This is a genomic window from Desulfogranum aggregans, assembly GCF_055398265.1.
On sequence record NZ_AP042447.1, the window covers coordinates 4,353,504 to 4,378,138 of the forward strand.

Here is a 24,635-nt window from a genome sequence, read left to right on the forward strand (position 1 = left end):
ATGAGAAAGGTGATCAGAAAACCACGAAATGTCGCACTGGCAGTGTGTTGTTTAGCTGCCGTTGGAGTCTTTACATGGAAGGATTCGCTCTCAAGTATAAAGGGAACGGCAGAAGAACCCTCTGAAGGGCAACCGGCAATCCAGCGTCCTGTACCAACGGCGACCGTGGAATCTGTCAACGCTGCAGAAAGTTTTACCTTTCCTGCATCTGTCAGGGCGAGGCGTCGGGTTGAACTGGGATTTTCCGTTGCCGGACTGCTGGAGGAACTGCATGCTGTGGAAGGAAAGAGTGTTGCCAAGGGAACGGCACTGGCAAGGCTCGATCCCAGAGATTTCCAACACGCCCTGGATGCTGCCCTTGCAGTCTGTCACGATGCGCGCAGGGCCCATGCACGGGCAGTCGACCTGTACCAGCGGAAAGTCATCTCCAAAGCCAAGTTCGATACGGCCAAAACAGCCTACGACATTGCTGCAGCTGATTTGAAGCAAAAACAAAAAGCACTTGCTGATACCGTAATGCGTGCTCCTTTTGACGGGATTGTGGCCAAACGCTACGTGGAGAACCGAGAGCACGTGAAGGAGCGCTCCCCGATCATCTCCTACGCCGACCTGTCCATGATTGAAGTCGTCACTCGGGTCCCGGAAAGGGTTGTTGCCAGCGGGGGCATCGGACGTTTTGCAGAGGTAGCTGTACAGTTTGATGCTGATCAGGATCGCTGGTTTACTGCTGCCATCAGCGAGTATAGTATCCAGTCCGATCCGGTATCCCAGACCTATGAAGTGGTGACCGCTCTCGAACCGCCGACAGGCATTGAAATACTGCCGGGAATGACGGCTACCGTCAAGTTAGGATCAGCCGGTGCTGATCATCCGGACGCTGGTCAATTTCTTGTTCCTGTAGAGGCGGTTGTCGGAGACAATAGCGGCGGAGCCTATGTCTGGGTCATTCCGCCAGCTGGAGGGAATCCTCGGAAAACACCTGTGTCGGTCGGGCAACTCACCAACCGGGGAATCATCATTGAACAAGGGCTTACCGGTGAGGAGCAGGTCGCCACGGCAGCGGTCCATACCCTGTTGGAAGAGATGCAGGTGCGTCCTGCAGTTGCTGGGAAAGAGGGGCTGGACGGATGAAACTGGTACAGTATGCCCTGCAAAACAGGGCAGTGACTTGCGTGATGATCGTCTTTGTCTTTATTGGTGGATATTTTTCCTACGAACAGTTGGGCAGGTTGGAAGACCCGGATTTCACCATCAAGGAGGCGGTTATTTATACCCTCTATCCTGGCGCAACAGCCCGCGAGGTGGAACTGGAGATTACTGAACCGTTGGAGACCTCCATTCAACAACTGAAACAGCTGGAGGAAGTCCGTTCCATATCCCGGGCTGGGGTGTCGATTATCTATGCGGAAGTACAGGATAGGTTCGACAAGGAAACTTTGCCTCAGGTCTGGGATGAGTTACGCAGAAAGATAGGACAGGCAGCGGTTGATTTGCCTCCAGGCAGTCAACCGCCGTTCATTAATGATGATTTTGGCGACGTTTACGGAGTTTTTTTCGCTATTACCGGTGATGGCTATTCCCAACATGACCTGCAGGAAATTGCTGAAGACCTACGCAGGGAATTGTTGCTGTGCGAGGACGTAGGCCGCATCGATTTCTGGGGCATGCAACAGGAAGTAGTCTACGTTGAAATCGATCGAGTCAAGGCCTCCCGGCTGGGCATACCGTTGTCATCGATCTTTCAAACTATCAGTCAGCAGAATGCGGTGACCGACGCCGGTCAGGTGAGGGTCGGGTCGATGGAGGTCCGTTTTCGGGTCTCCGGCGATTACGGTGATGTTCGGGATATAGGTGAGCAGCTGGTACGTGGTTCTTCAGGGGCGCTGTTGAAAGTAAGTGATGTGGCCACCATTAAAAAAGGATACCTAGACCCGCCCCAGCAGTTGCTGCGCAGGGATGGTGAACCGGCAGTAGGTCTCGGTATCTCGACGGTTTCCGGCGGCAATGTGGTGACCATGGGCGAGGCGGTGAAGGTGAAATTGGCTGAGCTCGAACCTCGTCTGCCGGTGGGGATCACGCTTAACACCATCGCCTACCAGGCAGGTACCGTCAATGAAGCAGTCAACGGCTTTGTCCTCAATCTGTTTGAAGCGGTAGTGATTGTGGTTGTGCTGCTGGTGATTTTCATGGGAGTGCGTGAAGGGATCATCATCGGCAGTGTGTTGCTTTTGACCATTCTCGCCACCTTTATCGGGATGCGGATTTTTGATGTCAACCTGCAGCGAATCTCTCTGGGGGCTCTGATCATTGCCCTCGGCATGCTGGTTGATAATGCGATCGTGGTTGCCGAAGGCATTGTGATCAAGCGTCATCGGGGACTACCTGCGCACCAGGCAGCCGTTGAGACCGTTGCCGAAACCCAGTGGCCGCTTTTGGGAGCCACGTTCATTGCAATCCTGGCCTTTGCTGCTATTTCTGTTTCTCAGGATGTTACTGGAGAATTTCTTGGGAGCCTGTTCCAGGTCATAGGCATGTCGCTTCTCCTGAGTTGGGTGTTTGCCGTGACCGTCGTTCCCTATCTCTGCGTAAGTCTGCTTCCGGAAACAACGGCGGCAGGAAAGGCGGGCCTTCATGGCAACCTCTTTTACCATTTCTACAGAAGGTTTTTGCAGGCCTGCATCCGTTTCCGCTGGCTCACCCTTGCAACTGTCATCGGTATGTTGGCGGTGGCCCTGTATGGATTTGGTTTTGTAGAACAGAATTTTTTCCCTGACTCTCCCAGGCCGCAGTTTATGGTGGATATGACCTTTCCGGAAGGAACCCATATCGAAGAAACCTCCAGACGTCTGGAAAAGCTGGAGGAGCACATTGCGACGCTTGAAGGGGTGACAGACGTTACCACTTTTGTCGGAGGCGGAGCTCTTCGATTTATCCTGACATACTCCCCTGAGATGCCCAACAGCAGTTATGGGCAATTGCTGGTTTCGGTTGCTGATTACCGAAACAACGCTGCACTCATGCCCCTGGTTGCCGACTATATCAACCGCCATTATCCGGATGCGGTGAGCAAGGTGGAGGCCTTTAAGCTTGGCCCGAGCAGCGGTGCCGTCGAGGCGAGGTTCTCCGGACCGGATGTCGACGTCCTCAGGGACCTCGCTGATCAGGCCAAAGTGGAGATGTGGGCCAATGATAATACCCGGACTGTGCAGTCGGACTGGGCAGAAAAGGTAAAGGTCGCCACGGTGAACATGGCAGCTGTTCGTTCACGGGAGATCGGAGTCACCCGTCCGGAAATAGCCACGGCCATTGCCGCAAATTTTTCCGGTAAAGTTGCCGGCTTGTATCGCGAGGGAGAGGATTTGCTCCCTATCGTCCTGCGGCAGCCGGAGGAGCAGCGTTCGGGCATCGACAACCTTGGCCAGGTTATGGTCTGGAGTGAAGCCGCCGGCAAAGGAGTGCCTATCGATCAAGTGGTCAACGAGAGTTCCACCGAATGGGAAGATCCCGTTATTCAGCGAAGAAACCGAACGCGAACGGTAACGGTATCCTGTCAACAACAAACAGGCACCGCCGATTCCCTGTTCAGGCAACTGCGTGGACCTATCGAAGCCATTACACTGCCTCCGGGGTACAGGCTTGAGTGGGGAGGAGAATATGAAAGCTCCGGCGATGCAAATCGAAAGCTCATGGCCAAAGTGCCCCTGGCATTTGCATTGATGTTTTTCATTTCTGTCATGCTGTTCAATACATTGCGTCATCCGGTGATTATTTTTCTGGGCCTGCCACTTGCGTTGATTGGGGTGGTTGCCGGTCTCCTTATCTTTCAACAGCCATTCGGGTTTATGGCCTTGCTCGGTTTTTTAAGCCTTTCCGGGATGTTGATGAAAAATGAAATTGTTCTGCTTGATCAAATCAATCTTGAACTGAACGCCGGGAAACAGCCGTATGAAGCAGTGGTTGATGCGGCAGTCAGCCGCGTTCGTCCGGTGGCGATGGCCGCTTTTACCACCGTGCTGGGTATGATTCCTCTACTGTGGGATGCCTTTTTTTCTGCCATGGCAGTGACTATCATGGGGGGGTTGACTTTTGCCACGGTGTTGACGCTGATAGTGATACCGGTGCTCTATTGCACCCTGTATCAGGTATGGGAACGGCCGAAAGAAGAGATGGCAGACAGTAATGCTGAGCAGTTGTCAGGGGACTACTCCTGGTTGTCGCTGCCCGGTGACGGACAGGCAGGCAACATGGAAAGGAGCGTATAAATGGTATCTGGAGAAAAGCCATATGCAGGGGCCGGCAAACCAGCGCCAATGGTTAACTGCGACAGGTGCCAATGCAGGATTGCCGTGGAGCAGGTGAATATTTTTCCAGGGGTGACCCTTTGTCCACGTTGCGGCTTCTTGCATTCCCTCTGTCTCCTGTTGACGGGAGGTTCGGGGGAGCAGACGCAGCAAAGGGCCTCTGGTTCGTGATTCGATTGGCCTGGATTTTGCTATGGTTTGGGTGTTGGCCAACGCATCAGCCGGCCCAATCTCTACTAAGGGAGGAGAAATGAAAACGAAGCTCATCATACATGCGGCAGTCATTGCTGGATTAATCTGCGGGGTCCTCGCTCAGGGTGCAGTAGCCATTACCGACCCGACAGAACAGTTGCGTCCTTTTGTTGGTCGCATACTCACAATACTCAGTGATCCGGCAACCGCTGACTCCGCATCCACCAGGGTTGATAAGATAATGGATGTCGCTCGCGAGGGGTTTGATTTTGCCGAGATGTCGAAAAGGGTGCTTGGCCGGCATTGGAATGATCTTTCTACAGGGGAAAAGTCGCAGTTTACCGACTTGTTTACCGAGTTGCTCAAGTATGCCTATGTGAGTCAGATGGAGCAGTACAGCAGCCAAAAGGTTGTGTTTGGCAAACAGCGGATCAGAGGGGAGCGCGCCATGGTGGAAACCCTGGTAACGGATGGCGAAAGAAACATTCCTGTATCCTACATTATGCTCTTCCGTGATCAGCGGTGGCTGGTGTATGACGTTGTTGTCGAAGGCGTCAGTCTTATTCGTAACTATCTGGAGCAGTTTCAGGAAATTCTGCGCAAGGATGATTTTCAAGTGTTGACACGGCAGTTGCAGGAAAAGATTGAAGCATTTCGACAGCAACAAACAGGCACTTCTGCTTTCCTTTCTCAGCCTGACTGGGAAAGGAAAGCAGCGCACGATGTCGTGTATTCTCGGGCAACAGAGGCGAGCGGGGTGAACCCGAAGAAGAGGAAATACGTCTGAAAAGGTCAGTGGCTGCCGCCTTTTTTAGCATCCACAAAGTGTGCGGCGGCTAACGCGGCAGTAGCCCCTTCACCAGATGCCACCACGATCTGTTTGGCATACTTTTGTCGGAGATCACCAATAACGAAAATCCCTGGCATGGTGGTTTCTCCCTTGCAGTCGGTCATCACAAACCCGTCCGCATCCATGGGCGTACCGGCAGGGATCAATTGGTTATTCGGTTTGAAGCCGATGAAGATAAATATCCCGTCGGTCGGTAGAATTGATTGTTCCTGGGAAAGGGTGTTTTGCAGTTCGACCCCTGTAACCCCCATCTCATCGGCCTGGATGCTTGTCACTATGGTATTCCAGAGGATCTCCACCTTGGATTCTTTACGGATTCGCTGTTGAAGAATCATGCCTGCCCGTAATTCGTCGCGGCGATGGACCAGGAAAACTTTTTTTGCCAGTTTCGCAAGATAAAGGGCTTCCTCTACCGCCGAGTCACCGCCGCCAACCACTACCACGGTTTTATTGCGAAAGAAAAATCCATCACACACAGCACAGTAGGATACACCTTTACCGTAGTATTCGTCTTCGCCAGGGATGTTGAGTTTTTTCGGACTGCCGCCGACGGCAATAATGACGGTATGCGTAGGATAAACGTCTCCGTTGGCTAGACGAATAACATGGTGTTCGAGACCCGGTTCCACGGCAACCACTTCTTCCTGTATTATGTCCAGGTTGTATGCCTTGGCGTGATTGAGGAAGTTTTCCGCCAATTCCGGTCCGGTTATATTCTCGATACCGGGCCAATTTTCGACCACGTCGGTGGATGCCATCTGGCCTCCCGGAAGCCCTTTTTCGATGAGGACGGTTTTCAGGGCCGCACGTTGGGCATAAATTCCGGCAGTCAGGCCTCCGGGACCTCCGCCCACGATAACCAGGTCGTACATCTCTTTTTGTGTCATTTGTCTATCCGTTTATTGTTGTTGCTCTGGAACGCCAAGGCGTTTGAGTATCAGTGCCATGGGGCAGAATTTGGAAAAGCCGAATTGGAGCAGATTTGCGCCCACAAAAGCGGTGAAGAGAAACCAGTATGGGCTCACCCAAACACCGAGGGCCAGACTGGCAAGAATAAATACACCTGCCATGACATGAATCCAGTCATTAATTACCATGGTATATGCTCCTTTTTGATGAGATTTGCAAAGGTTTATCTCCCGTGAATTATCCCTAAAGATCTGTGAGTTCCCTCAACGTGGTGTTTTGCTCCACCAGACCCTCCTTTGGCGGGGTCAAAGGAGGGGGCAGCGTTGCTGACCTGATTTCATCAAGCTCACCTTCCTGCTCTTTACGAGCCAAGCGGCCCTCGAAATATTCAACCTCCCGAGAGAAAAGGTTCTTTTGCCACCGCATCAACAGCGGAGGCATAAAGAGTAACAGCAGTAAGGTGAGCAGGCAAATACAGCTCGTCGTAATCAGCCCAGTCGCCGGCAAAACCGAGGATGGGAAAAAGAGGCACGCCAAGTTGAAGGCAGCCGCAACTCCCGCCAGCGGTAGAAGTTTTCCCTGAGAAATTTCCGCAAGTCGAGTCATTGCTGAATGGTTGTGCCCGTGCATGCCTGCCATGGCAGCTGAATTCAGGAGAAACGCTGTGATCAGGACAAAACAAAGGGGCAGGGGAACGGTCATGGCAGCACTGATGGTAGCCCCTATTTCTCCACCAACCAGTCGGCCGATGCTGTAGGAGAGGATGAGCGGGAAGCTGCAAAGTCCGAAAAGTACTGCGCCAAAAAAAAATGAGCGGCGTGCAAAGGCGACAAGTAGGCAAGAAGCACCAAGACCGATCGCGGCCCACAGTGGAAGGTGGCGTATTACCTGATCGGTCCACAGGGCGTTATCATGGACAGTGCCTGCCCAATGGTACTGAAGAGGAACAGGTGGGTTCGCATTGTGGAGGAGCGTTTCAATCTGCCGGCAGGTATCCCGCACTACCGTCGGCGAGGGGGAGGACAGGAAAAAGGTAATGGTCGCTTCTGTACCCTCCGGGTTGATAAGCCTGGAGAGAGTGCCGGCAGGCCGCCTTTGGTGAAAAGCAGCCAGCGCCTGCTTGACACCGGCAACCGTGGGCGGGATTGCCTCGTATGCCGGATCGCCCTCAAACAGAATACGGTGCATAAACCGGGTTACATCGGCTATTGACAGAGAGTGAGAAACGCCTTGCAGAAGACTGGACGTTGATTGCAGTTTTTCCACATACCGGAGCATTTCGGGGTGAAAAAATATGCTCTTTTCGTTCTCCAGCCTGGTGAGAATATCCAGGGCCCGAGACCATCTGTCTATTTGGATGTCGTTTTCAGCGGGGATGGCGGAAAGCTGGTTTGTCCAGAGGGTGCGCAGACGCTTGGCAAATGCATTGGTAGCAGGACGATCCTGTCGCGCGGCGATATCAATATCCCCCAGCAGCCTGGGCAGTATTTCCGGGGTTGGTTCAAAGGTGCGTTGCAGCTCGCTTGTCAGCCAATGGCGTGCCGCTGCCAGCTCCTTTGAGTCATCAGCGGCAGTAATGATCAGCTTGAGCCTGCCGGTCCCGGCAAAATGGCGGCTGAATGTCCGGTCATCGCTGGGTATTCTGTGGTCGTTCGTATACCACCCCAGCGGAGTTTCAGTGATACTGGTAGCAAAAACACCGTACCCTGCCAGTGAAAAAAAGAGGACTGCCAGTGGGGCGGAGTATTTCCAAGGAGATGCCGCCATCCGGGAGTGCAGGTGGGAGAGTGCTGCACCTAGAGCGGCGAGGAGCCTGCGCATGGCTTGTGGGTGCAGCTGTTGGCCAGCTCCATCCTCCGTCTTTTGGGCTGCCGTTGTTGAAAGTTGGAGCATGGCAGGCACCGTCAACGCTGTAATGCCAAAGGCAAGCAGTATTGCTCCCACGGAAAAGATTGCCAACAGGCGAAGAGACTGAAGCGGGGCCAATGCAAGGGCGGCTACTGTTGTGCAGGCAGCAAAGGGGAGAAGGCGACTGGTTGCGTCCGCGGAGGTATCGGGCCCTGTCCGTATTTGTTCGACACACGCGGCTCGTTCAAGGGCCGTCGCTGCAACAGCAAAGGCCATGACTCCTCCCAGCAGCGGAGGAAAAAGGCTGAATATTCCTGCTGAAAAGTTAGCCAGCGCCTCAATGGCGGCCACCAGCATAGTCAGGCATAGGCTGGGGAGTAGCACCGTCGCAGCAGAGAGCGGTGTATAGAAGAAAAGGGTGGACACGCTCAGGACAGTGAACGCGGCTGGAAGGAGAATCGGCAGCCAATGCTGCATTTCTCTGAAAAAATACTCCCGGGCCAATGGGAGTCCGGCGAACACCAAACCCGCACTCTGTTGTGCTGACTGCGCTGCAACCGCTTCGAGTTGCTGTTTTACCTGCAGGGAATGCCCCCTTTTTTGCAATGGTAGGGAGTAAGCGAGAGCATTCCCTCTTTCAGCGATGAAAACCTTTTGCAGCAGCGGGTCGTCCTGTGTGAACTCGATGGCGGTGGAAGAAAAAGAACTGTCGTCGCTCTGTAAAGCGAGTAAAAAGGGAAGGTGATTGGTAGTTCCAAGCCGGTCTGGAACGATGATGTCCACGTTTCCGGGAGAAAGGTAATCGGGGGCGAGAAGGGAAGGGGAAGAATTGATTGGTGCTGACAGCCCTTGCAGCGGGGTTTCCAGGGTGTGTAACAGGTCAACCACGGGAGAGGTGAAGATGGTGGGGGTGCCGGTACGAGGGACTATCCCCATCACCAGAAGTTCCTCGGGTGGGTGGAAGTTTCGAGGACTGCCGGGAGCAAAGGATTTCCAGGGTGCACCTGTTGCGATGAGGGTGTTGATCCCCTTTTCCATGGTGATAAAAAAAAGCGCGGTACTCAGGATGGTCAACAGCACCACCGTTCCAACCATGATTCGGGGGTGGCGGCGTGGAAACTGTTGCATAGCCGTGAGTGTCATGTTTTCCTCCCGTCAGCGGGCGGAGTTTGCTGTTCGGCCTGTTTTTCCGATGTACAATAGAGAGTGTCCAAGAGCAAAATGAGCTGGTTGATGCGTTGGTCGTCTATGGAATTGTACTGATAGTTTGCCTCTTTGCGCGCTCGAATTAAACCGTGTTCCCGTAATATAGAGAGGTGCTGGGAAAGGTTGGCGCAGGATGTGTCTGATTGTTCCGCCAGTGTACTTACTGTCTGTTCTCCCTCCCTGAGCGAGCATAGGATGCTGAGTCGAATAGGGTGAGCGATGGCTTTAAGCATTCGTGCAACCTCAGTAATGTGCTTTTTTTTCATGTGCTCGGGTGTGGGATGGAGGGGGGGGTATTTAAGCAAAGTATTAAATACCTCCCCGCTCATTGTCAAGCCGGTACAACGGTATTTTCAGTGCGGTGAACGTACAGGGCATATCGAACCCCTGCCGGTACTGCAAATTTGCTATCAGTGTTAGTGAACAGTGATATAAAGAAAAAGGATCAAGGTGGATTGGTACGTTCTTTGGACCCTTTTATGCGCGGCGAGCTGGTCCGTGCAAGGAGAAAATTTTTCCTTAACAGTATAGAATATAATGAGAAAATTGGTAAGCACTCAAAGTGGTTTGCCGTTGCCCCTGGGGCAGGTGGAGAGGAAAATAAACCACATACCATAGAAGGGTTAGCTGCAGTCATTGGTTAATGGCTTGACAAAGGAATAAGGGGTTATTAATCCTACTAGCATGTTATCATGAAAGGGAGGTCCCTGATAACGTTCTGCTTTTCTCTGATTTTGTTCAACCCTCACCAGTCGTTAATCAGTGTGTAAGTCCAGGGAAGTGCGGGTTCTCCTCATCCGCCATAGCTGTTGAAGGTCCATGCGTAAAATTAGTCCAAGGGGGACATATGAGTGCAAAAGAAATAGAAGATAAAATAACGAGTTTGCTGAGCGAAGGAAAAGTTTTTGAACCGCCTCAGGAAGGTCGCGATGCGGCGTGGATCAAGTCCCTCGATCAGTACAGGGAGCTATACAAGCGTTCCATGATGGACCCGGAGGGTTTTTGGGCTGAACGTGCAGAAGAACTCGTCTCCTGGGATAAAAAATGGGAGAGGGTTTTGGACTACGATCTGACCGTCCCGGAAGTGCAGTGGTTTCAGGGAGGAAAACTCAATGTCTCCTCCAATTGTCTGGATCGGCATTTAACTGATGGACGCCGCAACAAGGCGGCGATTATCTGGCAGGGAGAGCCTGAGGAAGATGTCAAGGTCTATACCTATCAAATGCTGTATACCGAGGTGTGCAGATTTGCCAACGTGCTCAAGAAAAAAGGAGTGAAAAAAGGTGACCGGGTAGCCATCTACATGCCCATGATTCCTGAGTTGGCCATCGCCCTGCTGGCCTGCACCCGCCTTGGTGCAGTGCACTCGGTGGTTTTTGCCGGTTTTTCCGCCATTGCCTTGCAAAGCAGGATCCAGGACTGCGAGGCCAAAGTTTTGTTGACCGCTGACGCAGTGCTGCGTTCAGGAAAGGCTATTCCCCTGAAAGCCAATGCCGACGTGGCGCTGGAAGGGTGTGACAGCGTGGAAAGTTGTATTGTTGTCAATCGCACCGGGTCCGAAATCAACATGCTGGAGGACCGGGACAGCTGGTGGCATGAAGAGGTTGCTGCGCCGGATATTGCAAGCACCTGTGAGCCGGAATCCATGGATGCGGAAGACCTGTTGTTCATCCTTTATACCTCTGGGTCAACGGGAAAACCCAAAGGCGTTGTCCATACCACCGGTGGATACCTGACCTACGCCATGCATACCAGTCAATGGGTCTTTGATCTGAAGGATGATGACGTCTACTGGTGCACTGCCGACATCGGATGGATTACCGGCCACAGCTACATTCTCTATGGTCCGCTTGGCCTGGGCGCAACCACCCTGATGTTTGAAGGGGTGCCCAGTTATCCAGCGCCGGACAGGTTCTGGAAGATTGTGGAAAAATTCAAAGTTAACATATTCTATACTGCACCAACAGCCATTCGAGCTCTTATGCGCGAGGGGGTTGAATACACCCAGCGATATGACCTTTCCAGCCTGCGGATCCTCGGTTCGGTTGGGGAACCGATCAATCCTGAGGCTTGGATGTGGTATCATGTGAATATTGGAAAAGAGAAACTGCCTATCGTCGATACCTGGTGGCAGACGGAAACCGGTGGTATAATGATCTCGCCACTCCCTTATGCCACGCCGTTGAAGCCTGGATCCGCCAGCTATCCGCTGCCTGGTATAGACGCCGCGATATTCAATGAAGAAGGGGAAGAGGCCGGCCCCAATGAAGGGGGACACCTGGTAATACGGAAACCATGGCCGGGAATGCTGCGTGGGGTCTTTGGTGATCCGCAGCGGTACAAGAAAACCTATTTCAGCCGCTATGAGGGAATTTATGATCCAGAAGATGGTGCCCGTTGTGACGAAGATGGGTATTTTTGGATCATGGGCCGGCTGGATGATGTTATCAACGTCAGCGGCCATAGACTTGGAACGGCAGAGATTGAGTCGGCTCTTGTCTCCCATGAAGCAGTTGCCGAAGCAGCGGCGGTCGGCATGCCGCATCCTATCAAGGGCCAGGCTATTTTTGCCTACGTGACCCTGATGTCCTGGGCCGAGGAGAGTGAAGAACTGCTTGCAGAATTGAGAAAACACGTGCGCGCGGAAATCGGTCCAATTGCAACACCGGAATGTATCCAATGGGCGCCTGGTCTGCCGAAAACTCGCTCCGGTAAGATAATGCGCCGCATCCTGCGTAAGATCGCTGCAAATGATTTTAAAGATTTTGGTGACACCTCGACCCTTGCCGATCCTTCGGTTGTGGAGCAACTTGTCGAAGGGAAGAAAAAGTTGGACTAGACTGAAGTTGTTGACCGGCTTATACTCCATGCAGGGATCAGGATCCCCGCATGGAGCGTTTGAATATGCAGGCAGAACCCTTGGGCGTTCTGCCTGTTTTTGTTTGCACAGGATGCATGAGTGTTCACGTTCAGTACCGGTGCGAGCTGCTGCAGTAGACGAAGGAATGATATGAAAAACACCGGACAGCAACCTTCGACCCCCGAAGCGGTTGTAGATTTTCTTGGCAGGATAATGCCGTTTAAAGACCTTGAGCAGCAGGTACTGCGGGATGTTGCCCGGCATGTGCGGGTCGGTTTTTTTCCCAAAGGGACCTGGCTGCTGATTATGGGAGAGTCAGAGGTTCAGTATCTCTACCTCATACAGCAGGGCGGGGTAAAATCGTTTCTCACCGATGAGGAGGGGCAGACCACCCTCAAAGACTATCGTGGGGAGGGAGAGTATATTGGCGCTCTTGGTATCATTCGGGGAACGGTGGCCAATATGAACGTGGAGACCGTGGAAGATACCTTCTGTTTCCTACTTCCGCGAAAGGTTTTTCTTGATCTGATCACCTCGCAGTCGGGATTTGCACAATACTATCTCAAAAGTTTTTCCGAGAAGGTGGTGACCACTGCATACACCGAGCTGCGAAAGCATCGGGTGGCCAGGCGCAGCGACGAAGATCTTTTTCTCTTTAGTAACAAGGTCGTGGATATCATCGGGCGTTCGCTGCGTCGAGTCAATGTGGGCTGTTCCGTACAGCAAGCGGCAACCATCATGATGCAGTATAATGTCGGTTCCTTGCTGGTCTATGAGGGTGATGCTGAGAATATTGTCGGTATTATGACTGACAAAGATTTACGGAATAAGGTGGTGGCTGCGGGAATGGAGGGAGCGGTACCGGTGAGCCGCGTCATGACCGCGCCGGTCATCAGCATACCATCCCAGGCCGTCTGTTTCGATGCGTTGATCATGATGATGTCCCATGGGATTCATCACCTTGCCGTCGAGCAGAATGGGAAATGCCTGGGAGTGATTACCTCTCATGATATCATGCTATTGCAGGGCAATTCTCCGTACATGCTCTTTAAGGAGATTGGGAGCCAGTCCAGCTATCCGGCGCTCTATTCCCTTGCCCAGAAAATTCCGGCTGTTATCCGCAACCTGATTAATGAGGGCGCAAAAGCCGGGAATATTGCCCGAATGATAACCTTGCTCAATGATCGGGTTTTGACTCAGTTGCTCAAGTTGACGGAAGAGGAGCTTGGCCAGCCACCGGTGCCCTATTGTTGGCTGTTGTTGGGAAGTGAGGGGAGACGGGAACAGACGTTTAAGACAGACCAGGACAACGCCCTGCTCTATGCCGACCCCGCTGATGCGGCTACCCAGCAGGCTGCGGCTGCCTATTTTTCCGAACTGGGTAAACGGGTGGTGGATCATTTGGTCAACTGCGGCTATCCTCCCTGCAGGCAGGGTGTCATGGCAAGCGAGCAGCAGTGGTGTCAGCCATTGGTTGTATGGAAAGAACGTTTTATTTCCTGGCTAGATGGGTCCAGCCCGGCGGAACTTCTTCGTGGGGCTAATGTGTTCGATTTTCGACCTGTTCATGGGTATATGCCTTTGGCAGAGGAACTGCGTGAGGTAGTGGCCACCACTGCCAAACGGCAGCGGGGATACCTGCGGCCCCTGATAAATGACTGCCTTGCCCGAAGAGCCCCACTTTCCATTTTCAGAGACGTGATTGTTGCCGAGGATGGTCGTCAGGAGACGCTTTTTGACATCAAACGTCAGGGACTGGATCCCTACATCCGCTTTGCACGCATCCTTGCCCTGTATTACGGTATACGGGAAACAAATACTCTGGCCCGGCTCGTAGTACTGGGAAGAGAGAAATTACTGGAATGGGAGTTGCTCGAAAAGGTGCAGGAAGCCTGCGAGATTCAGATGCAATTGCAGCTCATCCATCAACTGCATCAGGTCGAGGGCGGCATTTTGCCAGATACCATGCTTTCCCCAGGCGAATTATCCGAATTGGAGAAAAAAATGTTGAAGGATGGATTTGAGCTTGTAGCGGCAATGAACGGATTATTGGAGCAGTTGGGAGCAACGGATGGAGGCGCAGAAAAACAGTGAGGCACCAGTGGCTGACATGGTTGAAGAAAACCAACCAGGTGCTCATTGCCAACAGGGAGCAGTGCTGTGATCATTCGGCGCTGCTCCCTTTGGAGGAATACGACTATGTGGTCTGCGATACTGAGCTTACCGGACTCAATAGGCGAAAAGATGAGATCATCTCCATTGGAGCGGTGCGTATCTCCAGTTTGGAGATAGAGCTTGGCAATACCTTTCATGCGTTGGTTCGTCCCTGTCGCCTCTCCCCCAATCAGGCAACTTTTGTACATAGGATTACCCCGGAGCAGTTAAAACAGGCACCGTCCATTGATGAAGTACTGCCGGCATTCATCACTTTTTGTGGCGGTGCAGTGTTGGTGGGGCACTGTATCGGTCTTGATCTGCATTTTCTTAACCTGGCGGCCAGAAAACATTTGGGTGGGGCGATGGCCAATCCCAGTGTAGATACGATGAACATGGCGCGGCTCTACAAGGCGACAGCCGCCAGGCAGGGAAAGCGTTTCGTGGATAGCCCCGGATCCCTGGTGCTTGATGACCTGACGGTGGAATTCAATTTGCCCCGATTCAAGCCACACGACGCCCTGGAAGATGCCCTGCAGACAGCGTACCTCTTTCTCTATCTGGTGAAAAAATTGCAGGGGCTTGAAGTGCGGACCCTGCAGGATGTAGAGCTACTGGGACGAAGGAAGGAGGAGGAAAAGTTGTTCTGACAGTTGGCTGTGGTCTCGACGAAAAGCACCTGCAGAGAGATTGCACCTGGCCCTTGGGTTCGTTTTTTTATTTGCATTGTCCTTGTTGATGTATATGATGACGTTTCTGTGCTTAACGCACTCTATCCGCTATTGCGGGCAACGGCTGCCGCCGGCCGGGTTAAGTATAGGTGAACTACCCATTAACATTAAATATATTGGAAAACATGACTGGTAAAGAAATTAGAAAACGTTTTCTTGAGTATTTTGAACGGCACGGTCATACTCGGGTCAAGTCCTCCTCTCTGGTGCCCCATGATGACCCTACGCTCCTTTTTGTTAATTCCGGGATGGTGCAGTTTAAAAAAGTGTTTATGGGTGAAGAACAGCGGCCGTATGTACGAGCAACCACCGCCCAGGCAAGTGTGCGGGCGGGTGGGAAACACAACGACTTGGAAAATGTCGGCTATACGGCCAGGCATCATACTTTTTTTGAGATGCTGGGGAACTTTTCTTTTGGCGATTACTTCAAGAAGGAAGCAATTGATTTTGCCTGGGAGTTTTTAACTGTTGAATTGGGCCTTGATCCTCAGCAGCTGTGGGTTTCGATCTATGATGATGATGATGAGGCACACGAGTTATGGTCATTAGTGGATGGGCTTCCGCCGGGACGGATTGTCCGGATGGGGGAGGAGGATAATTTCTGGGCTATGGGTGATACTGGTCCCTGCGGGCCTTGTTCGGAAATTCATATCGACCAGGGAGAAGCTGCCGGCTGCGGCCGTGCTGACTGTAAGCTGGGGTGTGACTGCGATCGTTTCCTGGAATTGTGGAACCTGGTGTTCATGCAGTACTACCGTGACGAAAACGGCACCATGACCCCGCTGCCTCGCCCATCAATCGACACCGGTATGGGGCTTGAGCGGGTGGCCGCCGTATTGCAGGGGAAGCACAATAATTTCGACTGCGACCTCTTTACGCCGATTATTGATCACGTAGCCCGTCTGTCCGGAAGAATATACCACGATAACAAGCATGACGATATCTCCATGCGGGTCATCGCCGATCACGCGCGGGCGACCACTTTTCTCGTCGGTGATGGTGTGCTTCCCTCTAATGAAGGGCGAGGATATGTGCTGCGCCGCATCATGCGCAGGGCTATTCGCTATGGACGGGCCCTGGGCTTGGACGCCTTTTTTCCCGGGGTGTGCGCTGTTGTTACCAAGACCATGGCAGATGCGTACCCCCATCTTGATGATACCCGCGAACTACTTGAAAAAGTGGTGACTAACGAAGAGCAGCGGTTTGGTCTGACCCTGGACAAAGGGTTGCAGATGTTGGACGAAGAGATTCAGCGTCTGCAAGCGGAGCAGGTGCAGGATGCCACCATTGACGGTCGATTTATCTTTAAGCTGTATGATACCTATGGATTTCCCGTTGATATTGTGCGCGACGCGGCAATTGAGCGAGGGGTAGCCTTTGATGAGGCCGGGTTCAATGCGGCCATGCAGCAACAGCGTGAGCAGTCGAGAAAATCATGGAAAGGCAGCGATGTGGATCATCTCGACCAGGGGGTGCTTGAACTTGTTAATCAGGCTAAGTCCTCTGAGTTCACCGGGTATTTTACCACCAGCGGCGAATCAGTGGTTGAGGCCATGCTTGATCGGGAAGGAAAACTGGTTACACATGGCGACAAGGGGGAAGAACTCCAGGTGTTCTGCAGTGCAACTCCCTTTTATGCCGAATCCGGTGGTCAGGTGGGAGATCAGGGGGAAATAACCTGGGAAGGGGGGCGCTTTCACGTTACCCAAACCACCGCGCCGGTAGAGGGGATAATTCTTCACAAGGGGACAATCGCTGAAGGGAAGCTTGAGCCAGGGCAACAGGTCCAGCTGCAGGTCTCTGAACGGAGGAGTGAGACGGTTCTCAATCATACGGCAACCCATCTTCTCCATGCAGCGTTGAAACAGGTGCTGGGCGAGCATGTGAAGCAAGCCGGGTCACTGGTGGACAGTAACAGGCTCCGCTTTGATTTCACTCATTTTTCTCCGGTGACCTCCGAGGAGCTGAGCAAGATTGAAAAAATCGTCAACGCCCAGATTCGTCAGAATACCCCGGTTGCCTCGGCTATTCTTGACCGGGAAGAGGCTATTGAGGGTGGGGCGACCGCTCTGTTTGGCGAAAAATATGGTGATGAAGTCCGGGTCGTTTCTATTGGTGGTTTCAGCAAGGAACTCTGTGGCGGGACCCACGCCAGTGCGACCGGAGATATTGGATTATTCAAAGTGATTCATGAAACAGGAATTGCTGCAGGGGTGCGTCGTATTGAAGCGGTAACCGGCAGGCAGGCCATCGAATGGCTTCACCGGTATGAGGAGCAGGCAGCAAAACTCTGTAAAGTGATAGGCAGTCCTTTGGAAGGTGCTGCAGAAAAAGTTGTGAGTTTGCAGAAACGGTTGAAGGCTTCGGAAAAGGAACTGGCCACTCTCACGGCCTCCATGACCCTGTCCAGTCTTGATGATATTTTGGCAGGGGCGATCGAAGTGGAAGGGATTTCGGTGGTGGCAAAAAAGGTGCAGCTGGATTCACCCAAAACCCTGCGTGAAATAGGGGATCGGGTGAGGGATAAACTTAAGAGCGGGATCGCCGTGCTGGGAGGGGAATTTGGTGGGAAAGCAGCCTTGTTGGCCCTTGTTTCCACGGACCTGACCGCCAGGGTTAAAGCTGGAGAGATTGTGAATAAAGTAGCGGCTATCGTCGGTGGCAAGGGTGGCGGCAGACCTGATATGGCCCAGGCCGGAGGCAGCATGCCCGATAAGCTGGATGAGGCCATCGGCAAAGTGCCGGACATAATCAAAGGTTCTCTAGGCAGCTGAGTGTTTGCCGTATTGTAAACCATTGTTCATTATATGGCGAAAAACGCATATGTGGAGCAACCGCATATGCGTTTTTCGTATCCATATTCCCTTTATCTGGCTGCCCGTTTTACCGAGCTGTGCAGCGTAACCATTAATAGTACTTCTACATTATGCAACAGTCTGATTCGCAACGTATAGTGATCACAGGGGTCGGCTTGGCCGCACCTGGAGCCTCGTCATTGGCTGAGTTCAGAGCCAACTTGTTGGCCGGAAAAAGCGGTATATCCACCCTTGATCTTCGGTATATGGGGGTCCATCCGGCTGGTGTCTGTACATTTGAGGAGACACGATACCGTAAAAAAAGAGAGAATAAGCGTGGAAGCCGGGCTGGGTGCATTGCCGTGTACTGTGCCAATGAAGCGTTGCAGGATGCCGGTATCACCTTTGCGGAGTATGACCGGAGAGCAACCGGTGTATATCTTGGCCTCACCGAGCATGGTACCGTAGAGACGGAAAATGAAGTCTACAATATTTCCCAGTATGAGTACAACGTTGATTACTGGACCCATCACCATAATCCGCGGACGGTACTGAATAACCCGGCCGGTGAGATTACAATGAATCTTGGCATTACCGGTCCTCATTATACCATTGGGGCGGCATGCGCAGCCGGCAATGCCGCTCTCATTCAGGGGGCGCAAATGCTCCGTTTGGGAGAAGTTGATTTTGCCCTTTGCGGCGGTATTTCCGAATGTACCGATTCGTTCGGTATCTTTGCCTCTTTCAAATCCCAGGGAGCATTGGCCGAACATGCTGACCCCACCCGCGCCAGTCGCCCTTTTGATATGGATAGAAACGGAATTGTTATCTCCGAAGGGGGGTGCGTGTTCACCTTGGAACGGCTCGATAAGGCACTCGCCAGAGGAGCCTCCATCTATGGAGAACTTGCGGGATATGGGATGAATTCTGACGCCAGGGATTTCGTACTGCCCTATGGTCCCCGTCAGCAAGAGTGTATGGAGATGGCTCTGCAGCGCGCCGGCATGCGGCCAACGGACATCACTATTCTCAACACCCATGCTACCGGTACCCGTCAAGGGGATGTAGAAGAATGTTCGGCCATAAGAAAGGTGTTTGCCGGTAGTGGTTCCACCTATATCAATAACACTAAATCCAGTATTGGGCATGCCATGGGGGCCGCAGGGGTGTTGGAGCTTGCTGGCAATCTGCCTGCGTTTACCGACCACCTCGTCCACCCGACCATCAATGTTGATCAGGTTGATCCAGAGTGTGACTTGCCTGGACTGGTCAGCGGAACGCCGGTGCAACTTGATCGGGTTGATGCCATTTTAAATAATTCTTTCGGCATGCTGGGGATAAATTCGGTGGTGATTGTCAAGAGATTTGTGGCAGGTTGAACCGTTTTATGGTATGTATTTCCGTTTTGTCTCCCTTGTCCCGTTTAGCAGACAGGGGGGAGTAATATGATTATGATTGCATGGGAACCCACTGCTGCTCAAGCGTCCTTAGGAATACCCTGACAGAGCAGAGGTACGGATTCGATTGGCAATTTTCTTTTTCAAGCACCAGGAATGGGTTATGACACGGGACGAGATCAAGGACGTTATCCTTGAAATTATAGAAGATATAGACGAAGAAGCAGAGTTCGACAACCTGGATGCCGACGCACCACTTCGCGATCAGTTGGATCTGGATTCCATGGATTTTTTGGACATCGTCATGGAGCTGAGGAAGCGCTATCAATTGCAGATTCCGGAGGAGGAGTATCCGGAACTGGCCACATTGACAAGTTGTATCAATTATTTGGAGCCGAAACTGAAAGACGCCTGAGCGAAGAGGCGGTAGAGCGTCCCGTGCCCTTGCCCCCTCCTTCTACTTTTTACCACTTTCTATGGCTGAATATCAGCTGGTTATCATTGGCGGAGGACTATCTGGTATAGCTGCAGGCATTCGTGCTGCCCGGTTTGGGATAAAGACGCTTTTGCTTGAGCAGCACACCATACCAGGAGGGCTGAATTCCTATTACTACCGACAGGGAGAAATCCTGGAAACCGGTCTGCACGCAATGACCAATTATGCGGCTCCGGGCGACAAGCGTGCTCCGCTCAACCTTCTTTTTCGCCAACTCAAGCTTCCCCGAAAAGCCTTTGCCACCCATGAGCAGGTGAAGTCGGAGATACGTTTCCCTGGCGTTTCTCTCGCTTTTTCCAACGATCCGCGTCTTTTCATCGAGGAAGTTGCGCGCGTTTTTCCTGAGGCCGTAGATCGATTTATCTCCTTGAGAAAAGCGATCGCTGCCTATGATCCCTTTTGTCCCGCACCATGGAAATCCGCAAGGAGTTTTCTCGCTGGGACTCTTGACCATCCGCAGCTGACGGAAATGCTCCTCCTGCCGTTGATGGTGTATGGAAATGCCGAGGAACACGACATGGAGCTGGGGCAGTTCGTCATCATGTTTCGCTCTATTTTTGAAGAAGGTTTTTTTCGGCCGGAGGGGACCATACGGGAATTTCTGACAATGTTGCTGGAACAGTACCAACGATTCGGCGGACAGATTCGGTATCGTTCCCTGGTAGAGGAAATATGCAGAGAGGGAGAGCGAGTGAGCGGTGTCCGATTGACAAGTGGTGAAACGATCACCGCAGATGCCGTGCTGTCAACCGTTGGGATGTCTGAGACCATTGAGTTGAGCGGATGGGAGCTGCCCAAGCCGGCATACGGAGGACGGATGAGTTTCATGGAGACCGTCTCCTTGGTAGACGGCAATGCCCGAGGACACCTTGATACCACTTCAACGATTATTTTCTACAATCAGCAGGAGCAGTTGCATTATCAACGACCTGCAACCCATGTCGACCTCTCCTGGGGTGTTGTTTGTTTTCCGGAGCATTTTCAGGGGTTGCCCCAGGGCGACCGATTTCAGATTCGCAATACTAACTCGGCCAACTATGCGTTGTGGAAAAATGAAAAGCGCGCAGCATATGCCCAGCTGAAGGCGGAGTGGACCGACGCCGCAATTCAGACCAGCGAAGAAATTATCGGCCCCTACAGGGAGCATATTATTTCCCAGGACAGTTTTACACCGCTTACAGTGGAGCGATTTACACGAAAGGCGGAAGGGGCGATTTATGGAAGCCCCATTAAGGTAAAGGACGGAAGAACACCCTGGCCGAACTTGTTTATTGCCGGAACCGATCAGGGGTACTTGGGCATTGTTGGCGCCATGCTCAGTGGAGTGACTGTGGTGAATAAACACCTTCTCTCCTGAGCACTTTACCGGCTAATGGAAGAATATATATGAAATACGCATCGTTTGCTGCATTGGAAAAATCTTATGATGCCATCGTTGTCGGATCCGGTCTCGGTGGCCTGACCTGTGCAAATCGGCTTGCAAGTGCCGGACACAGGGTATTGCTGCTGGAGCATCACGTTCAGCTTGGCGGTCTGGCCACATGGTTTAAGCGTGGAGGGCATATTTTTGATGTCTCCCTGCATGGGTTTCCTTACGGGATGGTGAAAACCTGTAAAAAGTACTGGGGCCGGACGATCCGGGATTCCATCGTGCAACTGCCGAAAATCGTTTTTGATAATCCCCAGTTTTCCCTCACCACAACCTTCAGTAAGGAAGATTTTATTCGGATTCTCCAAGAGGTTTTTGCCATTGACGAACAGACGGTAAAGGCGTTTTTTTCCACTGTTGAGGGAATGAACTTCTATGATGATCAATCCATGACCACGAGGGAACTGTTTGATCAGTTCTTTCCCGGCCGTTCTGACGTCCATCGTCTCTTGATGGAGCCTATCTCCTACGCAAACGGCTCCACTCTCGATGAACCGGCAATTACCTATGGCATAGTTTTCTCCAACTTCATGAACAGAGGCGTTTATACGTTTGAAGGAGGAACGGATAGGCTGATCGGACTGATGGCGAAAGAGTTGCAGGAGAAGGGCGTAACGCTCTGTACCGGAGCAAAGGTCGAGCGTATTCTGGTAGACAATGGCCGGGCCTGTGGCGTGGTGGTTAATGGGCAGGAAGTCGGTGCGGCGGCAGTGATTTCCAATGCTGGAATTACCAACACCATCGATCATCTGGCAGGACGGGACAATTTTTCACCTGCTTTTCTCGCCCAGTTTGATACCGTTGAGGTGAATAACTCCAGTTGCCAGGTATATTTCGGTATTCGCAAAGGAGAAACGATCGAGGATATCGGCGACCTGCTGTTCACCTCAACCGCTCCCGAATACTCGGCAGAAGAGATGCGCGACATGCAGACACGTAGTCGGACCTTTTCGGTTTACTATCCCAAGACTCGGCCGGATAACCCCGACTATACCATTGTCGCCTCGATGAACGCCAACTATGCTGATTGGGCTGAATTGACTCCTCCTGACTATCAGCTCGAAAAACAGGCCATGATAGAACGTTGTTTCGTTGATCTTGAACGGTACGTGCCGGACATCCGAGGCAAGGTGGATACTGTGGAATCGGCAACTCCGCGAACCTTTCATCGCTACACTCTGCACACCCGAGGGACCTCTTTCGGAACGAAATTTGCTGGACTTGATGTTTCCCGCTCACTCCACAAAGAGATACCAGGCCTTTACCATGTCGGTTCTGTGGGAATCATCATGAGTGGTTGGCTGGGGGCCATCAATTACGGAGTCATTGCTGCCCATGATGTTGACGGGTACCTGCGGGAACGGTCTGCCTAGCCATCTTCCCTTTATACTAATCTCATCATCCCACCACAAAAGGGACGGAAGCAAATATGGGTGAATTTCAAGGAAAAAGAGCTGTAGTCACAGGAGCCACCCGTGGAATCGGCAAGGCCATCACCATGGCCCTGTTGGAGGAAGGCGCCCAGGTGCTGGGGGTATATGGCGGAAACAGTACCGCCGCCAAAACTCTGGAACAGGCATGTGCACACCACGCAGACCGATTGCATCTTCGTCAGCTGGATGTGAGTGATTATACCGCGGTTGAGGCGTTTTTTCTATGGGTGGAAGAGCAGTACGATACAGTGGATATTCTGGTGAACAATGCCGGGATCAGGAGAGATGCAGTCTTGGCCATGATGAGGGAAGAGGACTGGCGACGGGTTATTGATGTCAATCTCACCGGCGGGTATACCATGTCCAAATGTGCTCTCCCCCTTATGCTGAAACAAAAGTACGGCAGGATACTTTTCATTACTTCACCCATGGGGCAGCTGGGTTTTGCCGGGCAGGCCAATTATGCGGCATCCAAAGCTGGCCAGGTCGGCCTGATGAAATCGTTGTCCAGGGAGGTGGGCAAACGAAAAATTACCGTCAACTGTATATCTCCAGGATTTATTGCCACCGATTTTATTGAGGACCTGACGGAAAGCCAGGTCAAAGAGTACAAAAAAATGGTGCCTCAACGCCGTTTTGGTACCCCCCAGGAGGTGGCTGACGCGGCTCTTTTCCTTGCCAGTGATAAGGCAGCCTATATTAACGGTGCTGTACTCGAGGTTACCGGAGGACTGTAATGGTGACTGCAGATGAACAGTATATTCGCTCCCGCATCCCTCATAGACCACCCTTTCTCTGGCTTGACCGGGTGGAGGCCATAACAGAGGAGGGTATTCAAGCCACCAAGCGCATCCCGGAAGATCTTGATATCCTGCAGGGCCATTATCCGGATTATCCGATTATGCCAGGGGTGCTTTTGTGTGAGGCAGTTTTTCAGGCAGGTGCCGTTTATATCAGCGAAATGCAGCACTCTCATCAGACTGCGGGTGATCCACCAGTGGGATCCGAAGGGGTGCCGGTACTGACCCGTATCCTTGGTGCTCGATTTAAGCGGGAGGTTAAGCCCGGAGATAATATAGAAATCCAGGCACGGCTGACGGAAAAGCTTGCCGGTGCGTGGTTTATGAAGGGAAGTGTGAAACTCGGCGGAAAAGTCGCCGTGCAGGTGGAATTTGCTTGTGCATTAAAAGGGGAGTAAGTGGATTTTCTGGGAGTAGACGGTAAAAAAATAGTGGTCTTTGGCTTGGCCAATAAGAAATCCGTTGCCTGCAGTATCGGTCGCGTACTGGTCCAGGCAGGGGCAGAGGTCATCCATGTGGTGAGAAGTGAGCAGCGGGCAGAGACTGCAGCAAAACTTTTTCCCGACAGCCGGGTCTTCCTCTGTGATGTCGCGGAGGAGGAAAATATCATTCAGGTCAAGGAGCAGATCAGGACGGCAATAGCAGGCCCCATAGATGGAATTGTTCATTCCATAGCTTTTGCCAATTATTCGGAAGGACTTAAACCGTTTCATGCAACCTTGAAAAAAGATTTCCTCGAGGCGGTGGATATCAGTTGTTTTTCCTTTATCTCCATTGCCAATCATTTTCAATCGTTGCTTTCCCCAAACGCTTCCCTGGTCACCATTTCCATCTCAAGTACCCGTATGGCAGCGGAAAATTATGGCTACATGGCACCGGTGAAAGCGGCGCTGGAGTCATCGGTGTGCTTTTTGGCCAAAAGTTTTTCCGCCTTTTCCGAGGTACGTTTTAATGCCGTTTGTCCGGGGTTGTTGAAAACGTCGGCCTCAGCAGGAATCCCGGGATACATTGATTCCTACCTTTTTGCTGAGAAGGCAACCCTCAGGAAGAAAGCCCTGCGGACCGAAGAAGCTGCAAATACCGCCGCTTTTTTGCTGTCCCCCCGATCATCCGGGATCAACGGACAGTGTGTGGTGGTGGATGCCGGCATGGGAATGAATTATTTTGACGCAGACATTGTCAGCAAAGCTGTCAGTTAGCCAGCCTGCAGGAAACGCAAAGGAACAGGAGAAAA

Annotated in this window: 19 protein-coding genes; 15 read left to right on the forward strand and 4 right to left on the reverse strand. The window is 52.2% G+C overall.

The genetic code is table 11. From position 1 onward, the window contains the following. From ACZ52Z_RS19065 to ACZ52Z_RS19075, 3 genes are all read left to right on the forward strand, one after another. Complete coding sequence (locus tag ACZ52Z_RS19065; RefSeq protein ID WP_464268355.1) at window positions 1-1,131, forward strand: efflux RND transporter periplasmic adaptor subunit; 1,131 nt, start codon at window positions 1-3, stop codon at window positions 1,129-1,131. Further along, window positions 1,128-4,262 (forward strand): efflux RND transporter permease subunit, encoded by a 3,135-nt coding sequence (locus ACZ52Z_RS19070; protein WP_464268356.1) that lies wholly within the window; start codon window positions 1,128-1,130, stop codon window positions 4,260-4,262. The genes ACZ52Z_RS19065 and ACZ52Z_RS19070 overlap by 4 nt, the downstream gene beginning before the upstream one ends. Window positions 4,263-4,551: 289 nt before the next feature. Continuing rightward, entirely contained in the window at window positions 4,552-5,280 is a 729-nt protein-coding gene (locus tag ACZ52Z_RS19075) for an MlaC/ttg2D family ABC transporter substrate-binding protein (protein ID WP_464268357.1), read from the forward strand. Window positions 5,281-5,285: 5 nt separating this feature from the next. On the opposite strand, the gene trxB is transcribed toward ACZ52Z_RS19075, so the two are convergent. Genes trxB through ACZ52Z_RS19095 form a run of 4 tightly spaced genes read right to left on the reverse strand, consistent with a single transcriptional unit; the run spans window position 5,286 to window position 9,572 of the window. After that, on the reverse strand, window positions 5,286-6,230 hold the full coding sequence (gene trxB, locus ACZ52Z_RS19080; protein ID WP_464268358.1) for a thioredoxin-disulfide reductase: 945 nt from the start codon (window positions 6,228-6,230) through the stop codon (window positions 5,286-5,288). A gap of 12 nt (window positions 6,231-6,242) precedes the next feature. Continuing rightward, window positions 6,243-6,440, reverse strand: a complete 198-nt coding sequence (locus ACZ52Z_RS19085) for a YgaP family membrane protein (RefSeq protein WP_464268359.1) — start codon at window positions 6,438-6,440, stop codon at window positions 6,243-6,245. Between the two features lie 55 nt (window positions 6,441-6,495). Continuing rightward, window positions 6,496-9,243 carry an RND transporter family protein gene (locus tag ACZ52Z_RS19090; RefSeq protein ID WP_464268360.1) on the reverse strand — a complete coding sequence of 916 codons (2,748 nt, stop codon included), beginning with the start codon at window positions 9,241-9,243 and terminating at the stop codon, window positions 6,496-6,498. Further along, a complete protein-coding gene (locus ACZ52Z_RS19095; RefSeq protein ID WP_464268361.1) occupies window positions 9,240-9,572 on the reverse strand; it encodes an ArsR/SmtB family transcription factor in 333 nt (110 codons plus the stop codon). The genes ACZ52Z_RS19090 and ACZ52Z_RS19095 overlap by 4 nt, the downstream gene beginning before the upstream one ends. 153 nt (window positions 9,573-9,725) lie before the next feature. On the opposite strand from ACZ52Z_RS19095, the gene ACZ52Z_RS19100 reads away from it, so the two are divergent. The 12 genes from ACZ52Z_RS19100 (at window position 9,726) to ACZ52Z_RS19155 (ending at window position 24,600) form a co-directional block, all read left to right on the forward strand. Then, window positions 9,726-9,950, forward strand: a complete 225-nt coding sequence (locus ACZ52Z_RS19100) for a hypothetical protein (protein ID WP_464268362.1) — start codon at window positions 9,726-9,728, stop codon at window positions 9,948-9,950. Between the two features lie 203 nt (window positions 9,951-10,153). Beyond that, a complete protein-coding gene (gene acs, locus ACZ52Z_RS19105) occupies window positions 10,154-12,145 on the forward strand; it encodes an acetate--CoA ligase (protein WP_464268363.1) in 1,992 nt (663 codons plus the stop codon). 171 nt (window positions 12,146-12,316) lie between these two features. Further along, window positions 12,317-14,260, forward strand: a complete 1,944-nt coding sequence (locus ACZ52Z_RS19110; protein WP_464268364.1) for a DUF294 nucleotidyltransferase-like domain-containing protein — start codon at window positions 12,317-12,319, stop codon at window positions 14,258-14,260. Next, window positions 14,257-14,970 carry a 3'-5' exonuclease gene (locus ACZ52Z_RS19115; protein ID WP_464268365.1) on the forward strand — a complete coding sequence of 238 codons (714 nt, stop codon included), beginning with the start codon at window positions 14,257-14,259 and terminating at the stop codon, window positions 14,968-14,970. Before ACZ52Z_RS19110 ends, ACZ52Z_RS19115 begins: the two co-directional genes overlap by 4 nt. Before the next feature lie 206 nt (window positions 14,971-15,176). Continuing rightward, window positions 15,177-17,825 carry an alanine--tRNA ligase gene (gene alaS / locus ACZ52Z_RS19120; RefSeq protein WP_464268366.1) on the forward strand — a complete coding sequence of 883 codons (2,649 nt, stop codon included), beginning with the start codon at window positions 15,177-15,179 and terminating at the stop codon, window positions 17,823-17,825. 152 nt (window positions 17,826-17,977) lie between these two features. Then, window positions 17,978-19,225 carry a beta-ketoacyl-[acyl-carrier-protein] synthase family protein gene (locus tag ACZ52Z_RS19125; RefSeq protein ID WP_464268367.1) on the forward strand — a complete coding sequence of 416 codons (1,248 nt, stop codon included), beginning with the start codon at window positions 17,978-17,980 and terminating at the stop codon, window positions 19,223-19,225. 181 nt (window positions 19,226-19,406) lie between these two features. After that, a complete protein-coding gene (locus ACZ52Z_RS19130; RefSeq protein ID WP_464268368.1) occupies window positions 19,407-19,658 on the forward strand; it encodes an acyl carrier protein in 252 nt (83 codons plus the stop codon). A 61-nt stretch (window positions 19,659-19,719) separates the two neighbouring features. Next, a complete protein-coding gene (locus ACZ52Z_RS19135; RefSeq protein ID WP_464268369.1) occupies window positions 19,720-21,096 on the forward strand; it encodes a phytoene desaturase family protein in 1,377 nt (458 codons plus the stop codon). Between the two features lie 29 nt (window positions 21,097-21,125). Beyond that, on the forward strand, window positions 21,126-22,541 hold the full coding sequence (locus tag ACZ52Z_RS19140) for a phytoene desaturase family protein (RefSeq protein WP_464268370.1): 1,416 nt from the start codon (window positions 21,126-21,128) through the stop codon (window positions 22,539-22,541). A 56-nt stretch (window positions 22,542-22,597) separates the two neighbouring features. Beyond that, window positions 22,598-23,338, forward strand: a complete 741-nt coding sequence (fabG, locus tag ACZ52Z_RS19145; RefSeq protein WP_464268371.1) for a 3-oxoacyl-ACP reductase FabG — start codon at window positions 22,598-22,600, stop codon at window positions 23,336-23,338. Further along, window positions 23,338-23,799 carry a 3-hydroxyacyl-ACP dehydratase FabZ family protein gene (locus ACZ52Z_RS19150; RefSeq protein ID WP_464268372.1) on the forward strand — a complete coding sequence of 154 codons (462 nt, stop codon included), beginning with the start codon at window positions 23,338-23,340 and terminating at the stop codon, window positions 23,797-23,799. Before fabG ends, ACZ52Z_RS19150 begins: the two co-directional genes overlap by 1 nt. Next, complete coding sequence (locus tag ACZ52Z_RS19155; protein WP_464268373.1) at window positions 23,800-24,600, forward strand: enoyl-ACP reductase FabI; 801 nt, start codon at window positions 23,800-23,802, stop codon at window positions 24,598-24,600. It begins immediately after the preceding gene. Window positions 24,601-24,635 lie beyond the last annotated feature (35 nt).